Annotated in this window: 22 protein-coding genes and 1 pseudogene; 10 read left to right on the top strand and 13 right to left on the bottom strand. The window is 49.6% G+C overall.

The annotated features are described in order from the left end of the window. The first annotated feature begins 80 nt into the window (after window positions 1–80). Window positions 81–512, top strand: a complete 432-nt coding sequence (locus tag FPL14_RS27840; RefSeq protein WP_182300771.1) for a YlbF/YmcA family competence regulator — start codon at window positions 81–83, stop codon at window positions 510–512. A gap of 276 nt (window positions 513–788) precedes the next feature. On the opposite strand, the gene FPL14_RS27835 is transcribed toward FPL14_RS27840, so the two are convergent. From FPL14_RS27835 to FPL14_RS27825, 4 genes and pseudogenes are all read right to left on the bottom strand, one after another. Next, entirely contained in the window at window positions 789–1,019 is a 231-nt protein-coding gene (locus tag FPL14_RS27835; RefSeq protein ID WP_182300770.1) for a ferredoxin, read from the bottom strand. A 141-nt stretch (window positions 1,020–1,160) separates the two neighbouring features. Further along, window positions 1,161–1,334, bottom strand: a pseudogene (locus FPL14_RS30200) (radical SAM/SPASM domain-containing protein); the annotation flags it as partial. A 151-nt stretch (window positions 1,335–1,485) separates the two neighbouring features. Further along, window positions 1,486–2,112 carry a type 1 glutamine amidotransferase family protein gene (locus tag FPL14_RS27830; protein WP_182300769.1) on the bottom strand — a complete coding sequence of 209 codons (627 nt, stop codon included), beginning with the start codon at window positions 2,110–2,112 and terminating at the stop codon, window positions 1,486–1,488. Window positions 2,113–2,276: 164 nt separating this feature from the next. Then, complete coding sequence (locus FPL14_RS27825) at window positions 2,277–2,843, bottom strand: TetR/AcrR family transcriptional regulator (RefSeq protein WP_182300768.1); 567 nt, start codon at window positions 2,841–2,843, stop codon at window positions 2,277–2,279. Between the two features lie 147 nt (window positions 2,844–2,990). Between FPL14_RS27825 and FPL14_RS27820 the strand changes: the two genes are divergently transcribed. Together FPL14_RS27820 and FPL14_RS27815 are read left to right on the top strand one after the other, a co-directional pair. Then, entirely contained in the window at window positions 2,991–3,938 is a 948-nt protein-coding gene (locus FPL14_RS27820) for a ketopantoate reductase family protein (RefSeq protein ID WP_182300767.1), read from the top strand. Between the two features lie 26 nt (window positions 3,939–3,964). Continuing rightward, complete coding sequence (locus tag FPL14_RS27815) at window positions 3,965–4,201, top strand: hypothetical protein (RefSeq protein WP_182300766.1); 237 nt, start codon at window positions 3,965–3,967, stop codon at window positions 4,199–4,201. A gap of 46 nt (window positions 4,202–4,247) precedes the next feature. Here FPL14_RS27815 and FPL14_RS27810 read toward each other — a convergent pair whose 3' ends face one another. From FPL14_RS27810 to lpdD, 4 genes are all read right to left on the bottom strand, one after another. After that, entirely contained in the window at window positions 4,248–4,796 is a 549-nt protein-coding gene (locus tag FPL14_RS27810; RefSeq protein WP_229263698.1) for a hemerythrin domain-containing protein, read from the bottom strand. Window positions 4,797–4,842: 46 nt separating this feature from the next. After that, complete coding sequence (gene ric / locus FPL14_RS27805; RefSeq protein WP_182300765.1) at window positions 4,843–5,556, bottom strand: iron-sulfur cluster repair di-iron protein; 714 nt, start codon at window positions 5,554–5,556, stop codon at window positions 4,843–4,845. An 87-nt stretch (window positions 5,557–5,643) separates the two neighbouring features. Further along, the gene (moaA, locus tag FPL14_RS27800) at window positions 5,644–6,648 is read right to left on the bottom strand and encodes a GTP 3',8-cyclase MoaA (RefSeq protein WP_229263697.1); all 1,005 of its coding nucleotides are present in this window, start codon (window positions 6,646–6,648) and stop codon (window positions 5,644–5,646) included. A gap of 14 nt (window positions 6,649–6,662) precedes the next feature. Beyond that, complete coding sequence (gene lpdD, locus FPL14_RS27795; RefSeq protein ID WP_182300763.1) at window positions 6,663–7,025, bottom strand: prenylated flavin chaperone LpdD; 363 nt, start codon at window positions 7,023–7,025, stop codon at window positions 6,663–6,665. Window positions 7,026–7,167: 142 nt separating this feature from the next. Between lpdD and FPL14_RS27790 the strand changes: the two genes are divergently transcribed. From FPL14_RS27790 to FPL14_RS27770, 5 genes are read left to right on the top strand one after another with little or no spacing between them, the layout of a single operon-like run. Further along, complete coding sequence (locus tag FPL14_RS27790; protein ID WP_182300762.1) at window positions 7,168–7,401, top strand: DUF2249 domain-containing protein; 234 nt, start codon at window positions 7,168–7,170, stop codon at window positions 7,399–7,401. 21 nt (window positions 7,402–7,422) lie between these two features. Next, on the top strand, window positions 7,423–7,749 hold the full coding sequence (locus tag FPL14_RS27785; protein WP_182300761.1) for a hypothetical protein: 327 nt from the start codon (window positions 7,423–7,425) through the stop codon (window positions 7,747–7,749). A gap of 35 nt (window positions 7,750–7,784) precedes the next feature. Next, window positions 7,785–8,342 carry a DUF2249 domain-containing protein gene (locus FPL14_RS27780; protein ID WP_182300760.1) on the top strand — a complete coding sequence of 186 codons (558 nt, stop codon included), beginning with the start codon at window positions 7,785–7,787 and terminating at the stop codon, window positions 8,340–8,342. A gap of 13 nt (window positions 8,343–8,355) precedes the next feature. Continuing rightward, window positions 8,356–9,588 carry a heme-copper oxidase family protein gene (locus tag FPL14_RS27775; protein ID WP_182300759.1) on the top strand — a complete coding sequence of 411 codons (1,233 nt, stop codon included), beginning with the start codon at window positions 8,356–8,358 and terminating at the stop codon, window positions 9,586–9,588. A gap of 24 nt (window positions 9,589–9,612) precedes the next feature. Beyond that, a complete protein-coding gene (locus tag FPL14_RS27770; protein ID WP_182300758.1) occupies window positions 9,613–9,903 on the top strand; it encodes a metal-sulfur cluster assembly factor in 291 nt (96 codons plus the stop codon). Between the two features lie 98 nt (window positions 9,904–10,001). Here the strand turns inward: FPL14_RS27770 and FPL14_RS27765 are convergent, their stop codons facing one another. From FPL14_RS27765 to mobA, 4 genes are all read right to left on the bottom strand, one after another. After that, window positions 10,002–10,394, bottom strand: coding sequence for a globin domain-containing protein (locus FPL14_RS27765; RefSeq protein ID WP_182300757.1), 393 nt, complete (start codon window positions 10,392–10,394; stop codon window positions 10,002–10,004). A gap of 120 nt (window positions 10,395–10,514) precedes the next feature. Further along, entirely contained in the window at window positions 10,515–12,230 is a 1,716-nt protein-coding gene (locus FPL14_RS27760; protein ID WP_182300756.1) for a methyl-accepting chemotaxis protein, read from the bottom strand. A gap of 81 nt (window positions 12,231–12,311) precedes the next feature. Next, window positions 12,312–13,049: a YwiC-like family protein gene (locus tag FPL14_RS27755; protein ID WP_182300755.1), complete on the bottom strand. Its 738-nt coding sequence runs from the start codon at window positions 13,047–13,049 to the stop codon at window positions 12,312–12,314. 22 nt (window positions 13,050–13,071) lie between these two features. Further along, window positions 13,072–13,755 carry a molybdenum cofactor guanylyltransferase gene (gene mobA / locus FPL14_RS27750; RefSeq protein ID WP_182300754.1) on the bottom strand — a complete coding sequence of 228 codons (684 nt, stop codon included), beginning with the start codon at window positions 13,753–13,755 and terminating at the stop codon, window positions 13,072–13,074. 204 nt (window positions 13,756–13,959) lie between these two features. Here mobA and FPL14_RS27745 point away from each other — a divergent pair, with 204 nt between their 5' ends. Beyond that, window positions 13,960–14,649, top strand: coding sequence for a Crp/Fnr family transcriptional regulator (locus tag FPL14_RS27745; RefSeq protein WP_182300753.1), 690 nt, complete (start codon window positions 13,960–13,962; stop codon window positions 14,647–14,649). Window positions 14,650–14,729: 80 nt separating this feature from the next. Next, the gene (locus tag FPL14_RS27740; RefSeq protein WP_229263696.1) at window positions 14,730–15,452 is read left to right on the top strand and encodes a Crp/Fnr family transcriptional regulator; all 723 of its coding nucleotides are present in this window, start codon (window positions 14,730–14,732) and stop codon (window positions 15,450–15,452) included. Here FPL14_RS27740 and FPL14_RS27735 read toward each other — a convergent pair. Then, window positions 15,449–17,308 carry an ankyrin repeat domain-containing protein gene (locus tag FPL14_RS27735; protein WP_182300751.1) on the bottom strand — a complete coding sequence of 620 codons (1,860 nt, stop codon included), beginning with the start codon at window positions 17,306–17,308 and terminating at the stop codon, window positions 15,449–15,451. The two genes, FPL14_RS27740 and FPL14_RS27735, sit on opposite strands and share 4 nt — an antisense overlap. Window positions 17,309–17,328: the final 20 nt, after the last annotated feature.

Here is a 17,328-nt window from a genome sequence, read left to right as displayed (position 1 = left end):
TTATTCGCCTAGGTTCGTTGTACAGTTGTGTGGAGCCGATCGGTTCGAAATGTCGTCACACAATAGGGGAGGCTTTTACGATGGTCATTCATCTGGACACGGGTGCTGTCTTGGAGAAAATGGAGGAACTTTGCACGGCTCTGCTGCAACAAGAAAGCTATCAGCCATTAAAGATCATGATCGATCACTTCGCTTCGGACGAACTGGCGATACAACAATATGAACATTTTATGGAGAAGCATCACTCGCTGCAGCGCAAAGAGAACCAAGGCTTGGCGTTAACGGAGACGGAAGTGGCCGAATACCAACAGGAAGAGGCTGCGATTTACGCCAACGACGTTATTCGCAAGTTTCTATACGCGCAGAGAGAATTCAGTCAAATGCACAGCCTGATCAGTCAGTATTTCACCAAAACCGTAGAGTTGGACAGACTGCCAGAACCGAATGAATTGCAAAAAGGCGGTTGCGGTTGCGGCGGAAGCTGCGGCGGAAGCTGCGGCGGAGCTCAATAAGAAGGCAAAAAGTTGGGGCTAAGTCGGAAGATCAATCAAGATCTTCCGACTTAGCCCCATTTTAGAATCTAGTATTATTCGCTTTAAAACCGGGCTTGAATTACTCGGTTTTATCGGCTAACTCGTCCCTATACGCGCCTTAGAGACCTAAGTTGTACCCGCGTGACGGAACTAATTTACCCCATATTGCTCGCAGACATCGATTAGTACCGCGTACCGGTACTATTTCGCTTCATGGAGCACGCAAGTTTGGGTTTCTAGTACCAGATCGTTGGGTTAGAAAGAGTGGTAACTAACTTTAATGGAAGCGCTAGGACATCCGCTCTCCGCATCATCCAGGTCATCCAGATATTGTTCGGGAACCTCTACAATTCCCCGATTATCATCGCCCGGCAATCTATTCTCCGCAATGCCTTTGTCATCAAAGTCGAATAGATCCGGAGCCGCGGAGCCGCAAGCTCCGCAGGCAATGCAGGTATCCTTGTCTACGTATGTATATGCAGCCACTCGAGCCAGCCCCCTTTCCAACGATTACTTCAAGTTCCCGGGTACCGACTTAAGTATTTTTCCCGATTTCGATGCTTGGGATAGCGACACTGCGGGTTGAATCATCTTCATTTCGACTGCCACCTCCTCTTCTATTTTCCTCTACTTTAGCTCGTCATTTTTCCACAACAACTCCAGCACCCGCTTCAGTTTTCGTTTCTCGCGAGGGCAAGGCCGTTTCCCCGTTCTCATTCGGTACAACGGACAATGGTTGCCTTGGCAAGCCGGTCGATAAAAGCAAGACCGACACACGGCATCTTGATCCTCGCCGGAGCTATGCGACTTCCGGCAGCATTTTGCATCATTTTCTGGAAAGCAAGCTCGCGCCCGAGCGATTGGCGCGCTTTTTAATGAAGATTTTCGAAAAGCCGATTCAATAAATTACGCTCACTCCTACGTTAACGAATTGCCTTGTATCCCTAACCTGTCATTGGATGGAATTCATTAACTCGTAGAAATATTTATCTTCATGCGTTTTATTAAGATGATACCAAGCGTCTAAGGTTTGGGGAGCACATACATCCAGTGCTTTTAACACATGAACCGTAAATTCTAAGGGAGCTACTCCGGATGCAGTGATCAATGTCCCATCGGTGACAGCCGATTCCACTTTGTAATAGTCTTCGCCCGTGTAAGAAGGGCAAACCATTTTGAGGTAGGCCAAATCATTGCTTGTGTGCCCACGTGAATCCAACAAGCCAGCTTGAGCAAGTCCGAAGGTAGCACCGCAAATGGCTCCCACTACGATCCCTTCCTGTACACACCTCTCGGCCATGTTTAATATGGGCATATGAATCGCTTCTGTCCACGTATTTCCACCGGGTAAAATCAGGGCGTCATCGCTTTGAATGCTGCACTTCTCCACTATAAGGTCAGGCATTAATTTCAATCCGCCCATTGTCGTGACTGGGGTCTTTTCGATCCCAACGGTGACTATCTTGGCTGAAGCCAGCCCCTTTCTGAAGTATCTTCCCGAGTTCAGCTCCGCGGCTACATAACCGATTTCCCAATCGGACATGGTATCAAACACATACAGATATACGGTACGATTCATTTTTAAGTACTCCTCATCAAAATTAGTCGGTAACAATCCTTATCATAAAACAACTTCACTGACAGCTGCTGTCAGTGAAGTTATTAAGCTTGATGATATTTCATTAACTCGGAGGCAAGCGCCACAAGTGTATCCTTTAGCTTCTCTGTCATTTTTTGGCATAACTAACCCTCACCTTTGATTAAGATATGATACGGTTTTATCCCATTTGCGAATAGGCTATCGATCAGCTTGACCAATTCTTCCGACGATAAATCTTTGCCGTTGCGTATCCAAAGGCGAAACAAAGAGATTAATGTTGATATGTAAAACTCAATCAGGTATGGCGCTAAGACCTCATTTGTTGGAAGGCCCACAATCAATCTTTCAAAGGGAATTTCTCTTTTCAGGCGTTCAACAAAATGAACAGAACCATAGTCGCCTAAGAGGGCTTTAAGAACTGAAATTTCCTCTGCATTTTCCAAGCATTGAAGCGCATCTTGGAAAGTATGCGTAGAAAGCTCCCTGCTTGCCATTTCCTCATTGATGGATTTCAAAACCTTCTCTTCAACGTAGTTCAGTAACTCATAGATATCTGTAAAGTATTGATAAAATGTACTGCGATTATATCCTGATTGGTTAGCAATCTCTTGAATAGATATTTTTTCGATTGGTTTTTGGCTATATAAATCACAGAATACATGGATAAAGGCTTGCCTTGTTTTGTCCGTAATTTCAGGCTGCTTCTTCATGATTTGCCTCTTTTCTGTTCAATCGATTATCCGACAGATCATAAAAATCTGATGGTTGATGACCGTATAGTGAATGCATACAATATTATTATACAACACGTTGTTGGATCAACAACAAGGATTATCAACTATTTTAGGGAGGCGAACATGAGAATTTTATTCTTCGGCAGAGGGGTAATATCGACCCAATATGCGTGGGCTTTTGAACAGGCAGGGCATACAGTGGAGTTTTACGTTAGAAAGGGGAGAAAAGAAACCTTAGGAAGCAGTATAGAGCTTGAAATGTGGGACGCACGAAGAGGGAAAAAGCTCATAAAAGAAAGCTGGAGCGTCAAGCTGCATGAGGAGATGCTTCCCAATTATGATCTCATTATTGTGAGTGTCAACACGGAACAGCTTCCGGAAGCAGCACAATTCCTATCAACTGCCGCAGGAAATACCCCTATCCTCATATTCAATAACATTTGGCAAGATTTGAAATCATCGATCGCACCATTGTCTATGAACAATGTTGTCTTTGGCTTCCCCGGAGCAGGAGGCGGCATATCTGACAATAAGCTTAAAGGCGGCTTTTTGAAAATGGTATTTCTAGAAAAACCACGGGCAGGCACTGAGCATATTAACAACAAGGTCAAAGAACTATTTGAAAGTGCCCATTTTAAAATTAATTGGATAAAGGATATGCAAAACTGGCTATGGAATCACTTTGCCATGAATGCAGCTATGGAGACCGAGGTGTTGAAAAGGGGAAGTTTTCCAGCGCTCTTGAACCATAAGGAATCCTTTTCCAATGTTGGGTTGAGTATGAGGGAAATGATCCCTGTACTTAAAGCAAGAGGTGCAAAGCTTGATGCCATTTCTCTCTTGTTGACTAAAATTCCACCGGCCCTTCTCGGCACACTTTTTACCAAGGTTATTTTTGCAAAAGGCAGCTTGCCGAGACTTTTCGTGGAATACAACAATAGTAAGGCAGGTTTTGCGGTACTTGAAGTTGTGAGAGAAGCCAAAAAGGTAGGCATACCTATACCGCGTCTTACGACGGTATTTGAAAATACGGAATATCACAAAGCTATTGAAAATCCCATATTGCCTTAACTTTACCTACAATGCGAATAGGAGCCGTGCTTCGTGTAGATCGAAGTGCGGCTCCTTTCATACAAATCATAAGCGACGAACTCGCGACGTTCAGCAGGGTCACCGGTTACGTGAAGATGATTTCCCGCAAAAGGCTGCAAGTGGACCAAGACGGCTATTATTCCGGCGAGTTCAACTTCTGGAGCCAATCGCGGCGCTTCGACTGGAATACGCGCAAACGTCTGAAAGAAGAGGTTATCGGCGTCATATCTTCCCTATCTTAACAAGAAGAAGCCGACTCTCAGCTTTCGCTTGGAGTCGGCCTCTCTCCTATTCCATCTGAAGCATCATACTGTCCAACCGCGCCTTCTCTTCATCGGATAACATGCTCTCCGCCATAGGGAACAGCACGTTCTCTTCTTTGCTGAAATGGGTCGTCAGAATGGAATAGGCTTCGATGGCGTAGCCGGCAACGACTTTAGCCGCGTTCGCATTTATCCCGCGCCTGTCGCCTGAAGCTTCTTCCAGAAATTTATCCAAATAATATTCTGCTTGAGAGTGCTCGTACTCCATGACGGATATCGGTCCCGTTTCCCTGCCGATATACCTGGCCATCATCGGGAACAGCACGTCGTCTTCTTTCCTCGCATGTACTTTGAGCCTCGCCGCGAAGGAAGATACCTGCTCGTACAATCGGGTTAGAGCCTCTTCTTGATTAACCCCCGCTTCCGCTTCGACTCTCTCGGCCGTCAGCAAAAACTCTTCAAGATCGTCCCACAACGGAATATGCTCCCGCATTAACCGCTGCAGCGGAGCGCATAACGATGCATCAATACTTTCCGCTCTTTGGCCCCCGCAGCCGTACATCGATTGACTCATTTCCATCCCTCCGCCTTACTTACTCATTTCTTTATCTGTCCACCGATTAAGCCGGTTGTGCCTCGATCCGCGGGAATAAGATATTGTTCTCCAGATGAACGTGCTGGAAAATATCCGATTCCAACTCGGTTAGCTTTTGGTAAGTCAAGGTATACGTCCGGCAAGCGTCCGGCGGCAAAGCATATTCGTTCGTCAATTGCCTCATATCCTTCAGGCAATCGCCGACCAGGCTATGGTCCGATTCCAGCTCCCGCAAACCTTTGATCGTTTGCTCTCGCAGTTCCTCGGACGGCTCGCTTGCATAACGCTTCAATAGCGGGAACAGCACTTCCTCTTCGGTAATTAAATGTTGATCCAACTCTATCTTCATCTGATGGAACCGCTTGTGCAGGGCAGCGATTTCGCCGTGCGCCGCGCCATGAACCCTTAGTATTTTCGTGACGAATTCGCTGAGCACCGGCAACTCCTTGCGCAAGTAGTAATGATGCGTGTTCACGATATGGTCGATCAGATCCGCGACCGGCGCTTCGCGCCATCCAAGATCGTCGCTCGAGCTTTTCTTTTTCATATTCGTATATCCTTCATTGAGCCGGTTCACGATATCGGTTCCGTCCAATCCCCGCTCCCGGATCACCTCTTCGAGTTTCCGATCCCCCCCGCAGCAGAAATCGATACGGGCTTCTTTGAAAATATTGCTCGCGCCCGGGAATTCCGCCACGATATCGCCGATCTTCTCCGCCCCGCTATAATGTTGCTCCATATCCGATCCATCCTTTCTATATGTGAGATGACATCCCCAGTATAAGCCGCCCCTCCCCCGTCCACTGTGACGTGGATCACGAATGGCTCATCCTCCGATCTGCGACATGCTTCGTCCGGTTACGCTCCGAGACAGCTTCTCTCCCGCTAGCGTTCTGGCCATCTCGTGGGTTTCGGGTTTAGCGTCCAACGCTTGCAGGAACATCGATTGCAGAGCGTTGACGTTGCCGATATGTTTGCGCACGTTATATTCGTCCGACCAATATAAGCACGGCTTGATATTGCCGTCCGCAGTCAAGCGAAGTCGGTTGCAACTGCCGCAGAAGTGGTCGCTGATCGGATGAATGAGTCCGAAGGTTCCGGCAGCTCCTCGAATCCGATAACTTTGCGCCGGACCGTTACCGTATGCGCCTTCGCATGGACTCGCAATGACTCCCATTCGCCGGCAAGTTTCCAATACGGAATCGAGCGGTAAATACGCATCTTTCCACCGCTTATCCTCGTTTCCGATCGGCATATATTCGATAAAGCGGATATGATACGGCTCTTCGCAGGTCATTCGCAGTAGCTGCTCGATCTCGTCATCGTTTACGCCTCTCATCAGCACGACGTTCAGTTTGATCGGATCGAAGCCCGCTCGCCGGCAAGCGTCCAAACCCCTTAGCACCTTGTTGACATCGCCGCCTCTCGTGATCATGGCGTATTTGTCCGGTTTTAACGAATCGAGACTAACGTTGACCCGAGTGATACCGGCTTCCCGTAACCTATCGGCGAACGACGCTAAGTAGATTCCGTTAGTAGATAAGGCGATATCTTCGATTCCGTCAATCCCGGACAGCATCGCGATCAGCTTATCCAGTCCCTTCCTTACAAGCGGTTCGCCGCCGGTAATCCTCAATTTCTTGATACCGAGCGGGGCAACCGCCCGGACGACCTCGACGATCTCTTCATAGGACAGGATTCGACTGTCCGGTTCGAATCGCATCCCTTCCTCCGGCATGCAATATACGCATCTTAAATTGCAGCGATCCGTTACCGAGATCCGCAAGTAATCGTGAACTCTGCCATGCTTGTCTACGAGTCGAGTGTCCACTTGTCTCCCTCCGTTCATTCAGTCGTTCCGCTCTCGCCGTTTAATACTTGCTTCATTTTATTTCTTGCTTCGGCGACGATCGCTTCGATGTCTTGTTTGGTCGGTTGCTCGAAATGAAGCCCAGCCACAACGGCAACCGTTCGCCTCAGAGAACGTGACGCCATTGTCGCAAGTTCCGCGGCTAACTCTTCTTCCCGGTGGCCCGGCAATGACAACGCGTTAACGCGAACGTTCCCGTCTTCCGACCAATAAGCCGTCGCCGCCGCTCCGATATGCGCTTTCCCTCCCGTAACGATGAACGCGACGTCAACTCCCATGCGGATACTACGAATGCGTATCGCTTCCGACCATTTCGAATCTATCTTCTGGCTCGACATGTCCAACCCAACCCAACCTTCGTCCGATGGTCACAGTATAATCTCCCATGCTTCATCCAAGATGTGATATGGCTCACAATGCCGATCCGACATCCCCTCTATAATCAGTTCGAGGGAAACCCGCAAACTAGGAGGAATGAACATGAGTACATTTGCCGCAGTCGTTAACGCTACGGAATACCCGCCTCATCTGAAGCACAAGGTGATTTTCGAAACTTTCAATCGTTTACAGCCCGCCGAAGCGATGCTGCTCATCAACGACCACGATCCCAAGCCGCTTCGTTTCCAATTCGAATCCATACATGCGGGACAATTTTCCTGGGAGTACGTTGAGCAAGGTCCGATCGTCTTCCAAGTCAGAATCGGCAAATTATAAACCAATTGGAGTTGGTCGCCCGTGGCAAACGTCGATATTATCGATGCTAAAACGATCAAAATTACCGTCGATTTAGCCGATGCCGTCACCATGGTACAGGAAGCGTCTCGCCATCTGGACAAGTACGCTTCCGAAATCATAACGATAAGCGAAAAAATGCCGGAATTCGATTACACATACTTTTGCTTCTATGCCTATGACAGCGCGCAGTTGTTCGAACTGATGCTTGGGATAGATCCAAAGCAATATTTGTCCTTCTCTTTGGACGCGCCCGATTCGTTCTTCTATGCTCTATACGGCGGAATGGTCGGGTTGTACGAGGCAGCCAAATACACTCTAGGCAAATAAAGAGAATACAAACTTACTTCAGGTGGTGATTGTGCATGGAGCGTAAAGAAGCTAACGTGGTCGAGCTGGACGTCAGGCCCCATCTGCGCAAAAAGCTGGAGCCTTTCCAGTTGATTATGGATACGGTCAAACAATTGAACGCAAACGATATCTTCGTTCTGCACGCGACATTCAAACCGACTCCTCTGTTCGGCGTCCTGAAAATGAAAGGAATGACGGGCAAGGCCGAGCAAGTCTCCCAAGAACATTGGATCTCGACCTTCGTCTCCAGGAAGAACAAACATTGGCTGGAGGACGAGGCTTCGGATTCGGAGACGGCAACCGTAACGGAAGCGCAATGCGATGGCGCTCCGCCATCTTCGGAGAACGAACCTAAGACAAAAATTACGTTGGATAATAGAGGACTGGAGCCGCCCAAGCCGATGATGCGCACGCTGGCCGCGCTGGACCGTTGCAGTCCGGGAGGCGAAGTCGTCATTCACAACGACAGGGTGCCGATGTTCCTGATCGAGGAGCTCAACACGTTAGGGTATTCCTATTCGGTCGCCGAACAGCAGGACGGATCGGCGATCGTAACGATTCGCAAAACGTAAGGAGGCGAGTGCCATGTCCCGTCTCCCCTTTCTGTTCATCGTGACGGGGATGATCGGTTTCGTCGTTTTTCACGCGACATCCCTGTTCTCGCTTTTCGACTGGATGAACACGGACTTGCGCGGTCCGACAGGATGGTTCCAGATCCACTTGTTCGTATTAGGTTGGGCTACCATGCTTGCGATGGGTGCCGTCTATCAGTTGATTAACGTCATTTTGCAATCGAACGTCTACAGCGAACGTCTTGGCTACGCTCACTACTTCGCTTTCGCCGTCGGTCTCTCGGGTTTGTTGTACGGATTCAAAAGAGCGGAAACGGAATGGATAGCCGGTTTCGCGACGTTGGCTTTGGCAGGCATCCTGCTATTCGTATGGAACATCGCGGTCACCTTATTTCGCGCGTCCAAATGGAATCCGGTAACGGTAAGCGCCGCTTGCTCGGTATTGTATCTAGCGTTGACCGGCCTATCCGGAATGGCAATGGGTCTTAATCTGGCATTCGGCAATTGGAACGGCATTCACGAGCAACTGTTCCATGCTCATATCTGGTTAGGTACGATAGGTTGGTTCGGACTTCTCATTACCGGCTTTAGCTATAAAATGCTGCCTATGTTTTATTTGTCCCATCACTATCCGACCAAGCTGCAGACCGTCGTGCTTTTTTTATGGAATGCCGCAGTTGTCGTCGGAACGATCTCGTTCCTAGTCGATGGAAACGATTGGTCGATCGGATTAGCGCTCGCTCTGCTCGTCATGGCGATCATCGCTTATAATGCGCATCTTATACAAATCAAGAAAAGCAGGCACAAACGGAATCCCGGTTCGGGCATTCGGTGGTCGATGTACGGCAATCAAGCTTTCGCCGTAATGGCTAGCGCGATGCTGATCCTAACTCTCGTCTATCATGAGCAATGGTTGAATGCCAAAACCGTCCTAGTCGCGGGATGGATCTATTTGGCGGGCTGGGTTTCTTTTACGATCCTATGCTACGCTTCGAAGATCGTCCCTTTCCTATGGTGGACGCGCAAATACGGCAAACACGCGGGTAAACCGGGAGCTCCCGTCATGGCCGACTTATTGAACGAGAACAAAGTGAACGTCGGGTTGGCGGCGATCGCCTGCTCCAGCCTTCTCTTGTTAACCGGGCTTGCTGCGGATGCCCGAATAATCGTTGCTATCGGCGGAACGGCTTTCTCGCTATTCTCGATCGGATATATTTCTCTGATCGGACTCGTCTTCAAACGATAAAGATCAAGAAACGAGGGAGTACGCATGGACAATGAAAATGTGCTTGATCTGTTAAGGGAAGTGTACGATCCCGAGCTTGGCATCAATATCGTGGATCTAGGACTCGTCTACGAAGTTCGCGAAGACCCCGATCAAATTTACGTGCGCATGACGTTAACGACGCCCGGTTGCCCGATGCACGATACGATCGTAAGCGGCGTGAAATGGGTGCTCAGGGAGCAAGCCAAACCTCCCGAAGTGGATCTCGTATGGGAGCCCCAGTGGTCGCCGGCCATGATGTCGGAAGAAGCGAAAGAAAGATTAGGTTATTACTAACACAAACTTGCCTAACCAACTTAAGCCGACAGCTGCGAGAACGAACCCGCATGCCGTCGGCTTAAGTTTTTGTGCTGAAGTCTTTTGGTTGATGCTCACTACTCTTCTTCATCCTCGGAATTTACCATGATCCCGGCTACTTGGGTCAAACGATCGAAGAACCATTGCCTTGGATGTCCGGCGATGCCGATCTCGTCCATCGCTTCCTTCATGCACCGGAGCCATGCCTCCGCCCTGCGCGGCGTCACCTTGAAGGGAAGATGGCGCGCCCTCATGTTCGGATGCCCGTATTGATCGGAGTAGAGCGACGGCCCTCCCGTGAATTGAGTCAGAAACAACCGTTGTTTGTACTTAATCGATTCGACCCCATCCGGAAACAAAGGCGATAGATCCGGATCCCTATACACTCTCGGGTAGAACGCCTCCACTAGTTTGCGAATCGTCTCTTCTCCGCCTATTGCTTCGTATAACGTTGAAGTTTCTTGTTGCATCTCGTTCCCACTCTCCTCGATATCGACTTATACGCCTATATTAAGGGCTCGGGATCGACCGCATTGTGATTGCCATCACATTCGGTCCGGGCATTAAAAGGTAAAAGAACCCCTGATAGATCAGGAGTCCTTCGTCACCTTAAATTGATTAACCTCTTCGCGCAGTTGCTTAATATTCCCCGATATTTCTCGCAAATGATCGACCATGTTCACGACAAAGGCAGATTGCTCGTTCGCCGAAGCGGACACTTGCTGGGTGGAAGCTGCCGTCTCTTGAGTAATGCTGGCAACCGATTGGATTCCCGTTAACACTTCCCGAGACAGTTCGGCTACTTGCCCGAAGATCGTCTTGATTTCCGCTACGCTCTTCTCCGTAAGGATAACTTGCTCGACTATGGTACCTAACGCATCGCTTCCTTCACGAATCATTTCGTTCTGCACATTCACCGCGTCGAGATTGCTCTCCATGCGATGGGCCGCTTCCTCGATATCCGCTTGAATGAGGCCGATCAGCTCGTTCACCTGCTGCGCCGCTTGACTGGATTTACTCGCCAGCTTGCGCACTTCCACGGCCACGACGGCGAATCCTTTGCCCATCTCGCCGGCTCTGGCCGCTTCAATAGCGGCATTAAGCGCCAATAAATTCGTTTGATATGAAATCTCGGAAATGACGGTAATAATGGATCCGATCTCAGCGGAACGACTATTCAGTTTCTTCACCGAATCCGATGCGGAATGTATCGTTTGAACGACATCACCCAATTGGTCAATGGCATTTTGAACGGCCGCTTCCCCGCGCCGGGCATGTATCGTCGAGCCGTTTGCAATATTCAGCCCTTCTCTGGCCATCGCATCTCCCGAAGTAATCCGTTGCATGGCCGATTCGATGACATCCAGCATATCCGAAGCCCGCCCGGCCTGTTCGTTAGCCCCGCTCGCCACTTCATCGATGGCGATCGCGATTTGACGGGCGGATTCTCCCGTTTGACCGGCGATCTTAGCCATCTCGGCGCCGCTTCCGTTCAATTGAGCCGTACTGCGCATTATATTCTGAACAAGCACCGAGAGATTTCCTACCATCTTGTTGAAATTCGCCGACAAATGCCCGATTTCGTCGTTGCTCTTGATATGCAAAGATACAACGGTCAAATCCCCATTCGCTACGCGGTTCACGTGCTCGTTCAACTGCCTGATCGGCCGCATGACCATTTTCACGAACATGAAAGAAATCAACGCGGCAATACAAGGCAATAAGCTGCCAACGATTAAAGTCCCTTTTATCATCTCCCAAGTCCGTTGCTGCAGGATGTCGGCATCGAAATCGATCGCGTTCAAGGCGATGATCGGTTGGGTCGGATCATTATTCGCGAAGAGAGGAGCGTATCCGGTCATTCTCTTGCTTCCTTCGTATTCGTACGCGTCGGAATACTGCGGATGTTTCATCTCTAGAATCATCTTAAGCGCGTTCCGATCCAGATAGAAGCTGTCGCCCGCCTTATAACCTTCCGATTGCAACGAACGGTCCGCTGCCAGTATCGTACCGTCCAGAGACAATATGTACTGCGTCTTGAATATCGGCTTTTTCGAGACGGTCCAGCTGATGTCCTTCTCGACTTTGGCAACGTTCGACGCGTCTCCGCTAGCCAAGCCGGCGATATCTTTCGGATCGATGATTCCCGTAGTGATGTTGGCGCATCCGATCAATTCGATGCCCGCCGCCTCTTTCACCTGCCTATAGCTTGTGTAATAACCGAACGCCGTTACCATCCCGATGCTAACCAACACGATCGATAAAGTAATGAGCGCGACTTTCCCCGTAATGCCTAATTTCATCATGACACTGCTCCTATAATCTAAATTTCGGCGTCTCTTGCAGGCCTTATGCGAAATCTAGATGGGAGAGCAAAGATAACGTAGTTACCATTCGAAACGAAATAGATAAATGGAAATCAGCACGAATTGCAGCGTACTCGCAATTTCGATCCATCCGGCCTTCATCGGGCGCATCGGCCGACCGGCGAAGACAAATGCCCGTACTGCGGATACAATATAAGCGACCGTCATCAACGGAAACCCGATCGCCCAAGGCGCGGCTAACAGTCCGATATGGTATGCTCGCGCGTATGCGATCCAGCGCTTGTTGTTTCTTTCGCGAAACAGCGACTTGACGAAGAAGGCGCTCCCCGTAAAATGCAAAAAAGAAAACGCAATGACCAAAGCCATCTTTTCGTCCCAATCCCCGCCGCCGGACAAGTACGCAGCGGCACCGCCTACGGAAAATAAGAGGATCGCGCATAAGTCGTTTATTAACGCCCTCTCCGACTTGCGCGTGGCGTGCCAAATATTAATCGTAAGCAGCAAGAGGAGAAGCGGTCCGAAATACAAAAGAGCAGGTTCGTTGAACAAAGAAGGAATCAAGCAAAAAATCGCGATTCCGCCATACAGCAAGCCCCAGATCATCAATCGGCCCCGATGGGCGGACCTCTTCACGGATTGTAACAACGGATATGACGCAAGGTAGAAGAATAGCCAGGCAATGAATAATAGCAAATGGTTCCATTGCGGCGTTCCGGCCATCATGCCTAACAGGAAAGGCACGCTGACCATCGCCCAACCGCCGTGCTCGTGCGGAATCACGATTCCTTGCTTCTTCATGAGAGCAACTCCTCACCCCGATTTATGAACATCCTTTGCCGCTTGTGGCGATAGTAAACAACGTTCGCTCATATTCTTCTTGCGTGCTCATGCGCGTAACGAAGCTCGCATCGATTCCGCTGCTCTCGAACGAGGATTGAACGATACCCTCGTAACGAATGGCGTGCAGAAAAGGATCGACTCTGCTCTGGTTACGATCGATCAAGCTAGGAATGATCTCGACGCATCGTCTATCATAGATTCCGTGCCAGGGATGAAGCCTCTCTTTGATGAACGGCAGCGCGGCATCGCAGCCGGAATCTCTTTTCTTCTCCAGCAACAGGCGCGCGGCTTCATAGGAAACGTACGGCATGTCGCACCCCACGAGCCATACGTCGGAATACGCGGCAAGGGAAAATGCGGCATGCATGCCGCCAAGAGGACCTTTGTCATGATAAAAGTCGGTAATAATTCTAATATCGCTGTCTACGATCGGAAGGAACGTTCTCGGCTCGTTCGTCACGACAATGATTTCCGCGCATAACTTCTTCATATGACGAATCTGCCGATGGATGAGCTTCTCGTTCGAGAAGGGAAGCATCGCGATATGCGCTCCCCCTATCCTCCGGCTTTTCCCTCCTGCGAGAATAACCCCCGACAATGTCTCTTGCCCTTCATTAAGCAATGGATCGGCTAGATCGGCTATATCGGCAATATCCAGCATCATAAGCCCCCCATATCGGCTATGGAATAAGTTGCCCCCTTATTATCCTTGCTTCTACGCGCCTGCTCTATGACCTACCTCACAGCATTCGCCAAACGTTCGTCATAATGTAGAATATCGAAGCTCAAATAAATGTCTTTAAGGTTAATCTTCAGCTAAAATAAGGGAAAACGGCTAGATACGACCTAGAGGAGGATTACGAAGCCTATGGAAAAAGAAACCGAATTTCTGCAGCGCGTGCAGTTGTTCCACGACCTTAACGCGCAAGAATTGGAGCGTGTCGTGAACATCTCCATTTCCCGTTCGATCGCCAGAAAAGCTTCCATATTTACCGAAGGAAGCGAGAAGGAAGCCGTCTTCTTTATCCGGGACGGCTTGGTCAAAACCTTCAAAACGGACGAGAACGGCCATGAGCAAATCGTCTCGTTCTTAAAAACCGGAGATATGTTCCCGCATACCGGACTATTCAATCAGAATCCATATCCGGCGACGGCCGAAGCCATCGTGGATACGAAGCTGCTCGCCATCCCCGTTCGGAAGTTCGAACAGTTAATGATGACTACCCCCTCTATCGCGATCAAGATGATGCGCGTAATGGGCGACAAAATCCGCGAGCTGCAAGAAAAACTTCAAGTGTTATCCGGCCAGGACGTTAAGCACCGCGTATTGTCCTTTCTGCAGCTGCTTGCCGAGCAGCACGGGCAACCGATCGAGAATAAGATCACGATCAATCTTCCCATGACCCATCAGGAATTCGCCAATTCCGTCGGTACGACCAGAGAAACGATCAATCGCTTGCTTAACCAGTTCAGCAAAGAGGAGTTGCTGGAAGTAGATCGCAATAAGATCGTCATTGTCGACATGGAAGCGCTGAAGCAACAGCGCGAGCTCAAATAAACCCGACATTGTGAGGCAAATCACACTCCCCTTGCGAAAGCCTTGATATACTGGCTTCAATGGATAAGGAGGTGCCTAGTATGGAAGCCGTTCGCGCACTGCCCAAAGCTTGCCATGTCCGGAATTCCTTCTGCTTCTCGAGCGGAAATCTGGATAAGCTCAAGCAAATTATGTACACGCACAAATACAACACGGACACGGCCATTTTCCATGAAGGCGATCATGCCGACAAACTGTTCTTTCTACACTCCGGCCGAGTAAAAGTAACGAAATTCAGCGAAGAAGGCAAAGAATATATCATGTCGCTCTATCATGCGGGCGATTTGTTGGGACAGTTGGAGCCCTTCCAAGATCCCAAGCATCAATTCAGCGCTTTAACGGTCGAAAAATGCGAAATCGGGATCATTCAGAAGGATGATCTGGAAATATTGTTGTGGCAGTACGGGGATTTGGCAATCGAGTTCATGAATTGGATGGGATACATGCAGCGGCTGACTCAGACGAGAATGCGCGATCTGATGATGTACGGAAAGCCGGGCGCTCTGTGTTCGACTTTGATCCGTTTGTCCAATTCGTACGGATCGCCTGACAAAAACGGGGTACATATTTCTCTCAAGCTGACGAATACAGAGCTGGGAGATTACATCGGCTGTGCCCGCGAAAGCGTGAATCGGATGCTCAGCGATTTGAAGAAAGCCGGTGCAATCTCCATGCACGACGGGATCATTACGATCAAAAATTTAGAATATTTGCAGAGCATATGCAAATGCGAGCAATGCCCGAAGGAACTGTGCCGGATTTAAGATGCAACGACCTTCTCGTCCCCGGGCGAGAAGAGATAGCGATAGAGGATATCGTCCGCCCCTTTGCTTTCGATCTCGTAATACCAAACTCCTCCGTCCCCGTTCCAATGGATGATGAGCCGTAAATCGCCCGGGAGCCTATACTCCCAGATTTCGGAAGAATATTCTTCATCCATTGTTGTCGCATTAGGGTTTCCGAACAGCTTCTTCGCTCCCCCTTGGCTTATTCCGGAACGCAGCTTAAGGAACATCGTTTCGACATCGCCGTTCGGAGGAGTAACGATCTGACGCTCCAATGGCAAGTCGAGCAATTCGGCTGTTTCCGTAGCGTTTTGCCGTACGATCTCGTCTTTGACCGTTTCGCCTTCGTTATTCTTGATGTTCGGGTTCGCACCATGTTCAAGCAAGCTGGCGAACAGCTTCGGAACGGAGATCGCGTATTTCAGCGCGGTATCCCCATCCTGGTTCTTGACATTCGGGTCGGCTCCCGAAGTCAGCAGTAGTTGAGCGGATTGCGGGAAAGAACGGGAAGCTTCCATTAACGCTGTTTGCCCCTTCAATAGCCCCGAAACATAACGGCTGTCGGGATCGCTTCCGGCCTGAAGTAGCATTTCCGCCATGGCAATCGCATCCGCTTCCGTCTTGTTGATTTCTCCGTTGAGGTTTAAGCTGTCGCTCAAAGCATACAGCAAAGCATTGCCTCCATCCTCATTGCCCAAAGTCGGATCGGCATCCGAATTCAGAAGAAGCTTCATGATGCCGGGTCTATTGTATGAGCCGCTAAGCATGAGGGCAGTTTGTCCGTATTCATCTCGTGCGTCGGGGTTTGCACCCTCTTCCAGCAATTGTTTGACCTTCTCTTCCTCATCGTAGACCACCGCGTCTATCAATTTGCCGTCGAGAGATTTCGATTGCTTACCCTCCTGCCGAGTCTCTTGTACGGCCCCGCCCTCGGACGACGAGCCCGGCTCGTTCGGCTTAGAAGCCATAAGCATCGGCCATTGCGTCCCGATCCATTTCATCGCATCGACCAACGTATCGTCGCGATTGCCGGGCTCGGCGAAATATTCTAATGCCATCTGGGCCCACAATTCGGCTTCGGCCGTACGGTCATTGCCTAAAACCTCCAAATCCGCCCCCTGCTTCCGCCACTCCTCAAGAATCGCTTTGGCAAAAAAAACAAGACGTTCGTAGCCTACTTGATCTTCCCAATTATAGCCGGTAATCGCGAGCGCCATTTCGCCAATGCTCCCTTTGCGGATAGCGAATGCCGATGATTCCTTTTCGTCGACTGCAGCCGATTGCTCTTTGAAAGGCAAGTTATCCTCATCTAGCAAGACGAGTGCGTAAGCTAACAGCTGAAGAGACAGCAGAATGCCGGGCAATACGGCATGGGTCCCGCCCATTCCCTCGATCTCTCGTCTAGATAAATGGGTCGCACTATTGCTCAGATTAGCAAGTTTACGGGTAACGTGAACTTGATAGAGCGAATCGCCGATTACCCCGACGCTAAGCTTTACGATCGCGTATGCGACAAGCGCAAAAGTCAACGGATGGTCACTAACCGGGAAATCCAGCGCGACCAGCGCCTGATAGATTACCGCAATGAGTACCCACGATACGACTAGTACAAGTAACGTGAACAAATACATTTTGCGATATAACATCCAATAGATGCCCATCAGGAATGCAGACCAGTTCCACATGCTGCCGCGATTCCATTTTCTTATATAACGATCGGCTTTGTTGCCGACGTACGCGCCTACGTAATCTTCACCGTTATCCTCTTCGTTCATTTCCGGTTGGTCTAGCTCTTCAACGGATAATTCGAGTAACTCCATCTCTTTCTCGCTCATGCTGTCCTCCGCAACGATTT

This window comes from Cohnella cholangitidis, assembly GCF_014107495.1.
GTDB lineage: Bacteria > Bacillota > Bacilli > Paenibacillales > Paenibacillaceae > Cohnella > Cohnella cholangitidis.
The sequence above is the reverse complement of the archived record's forward strand: the minus strand, read 5'-3'. Positions and strand labels throughout refer to the sequence as shown.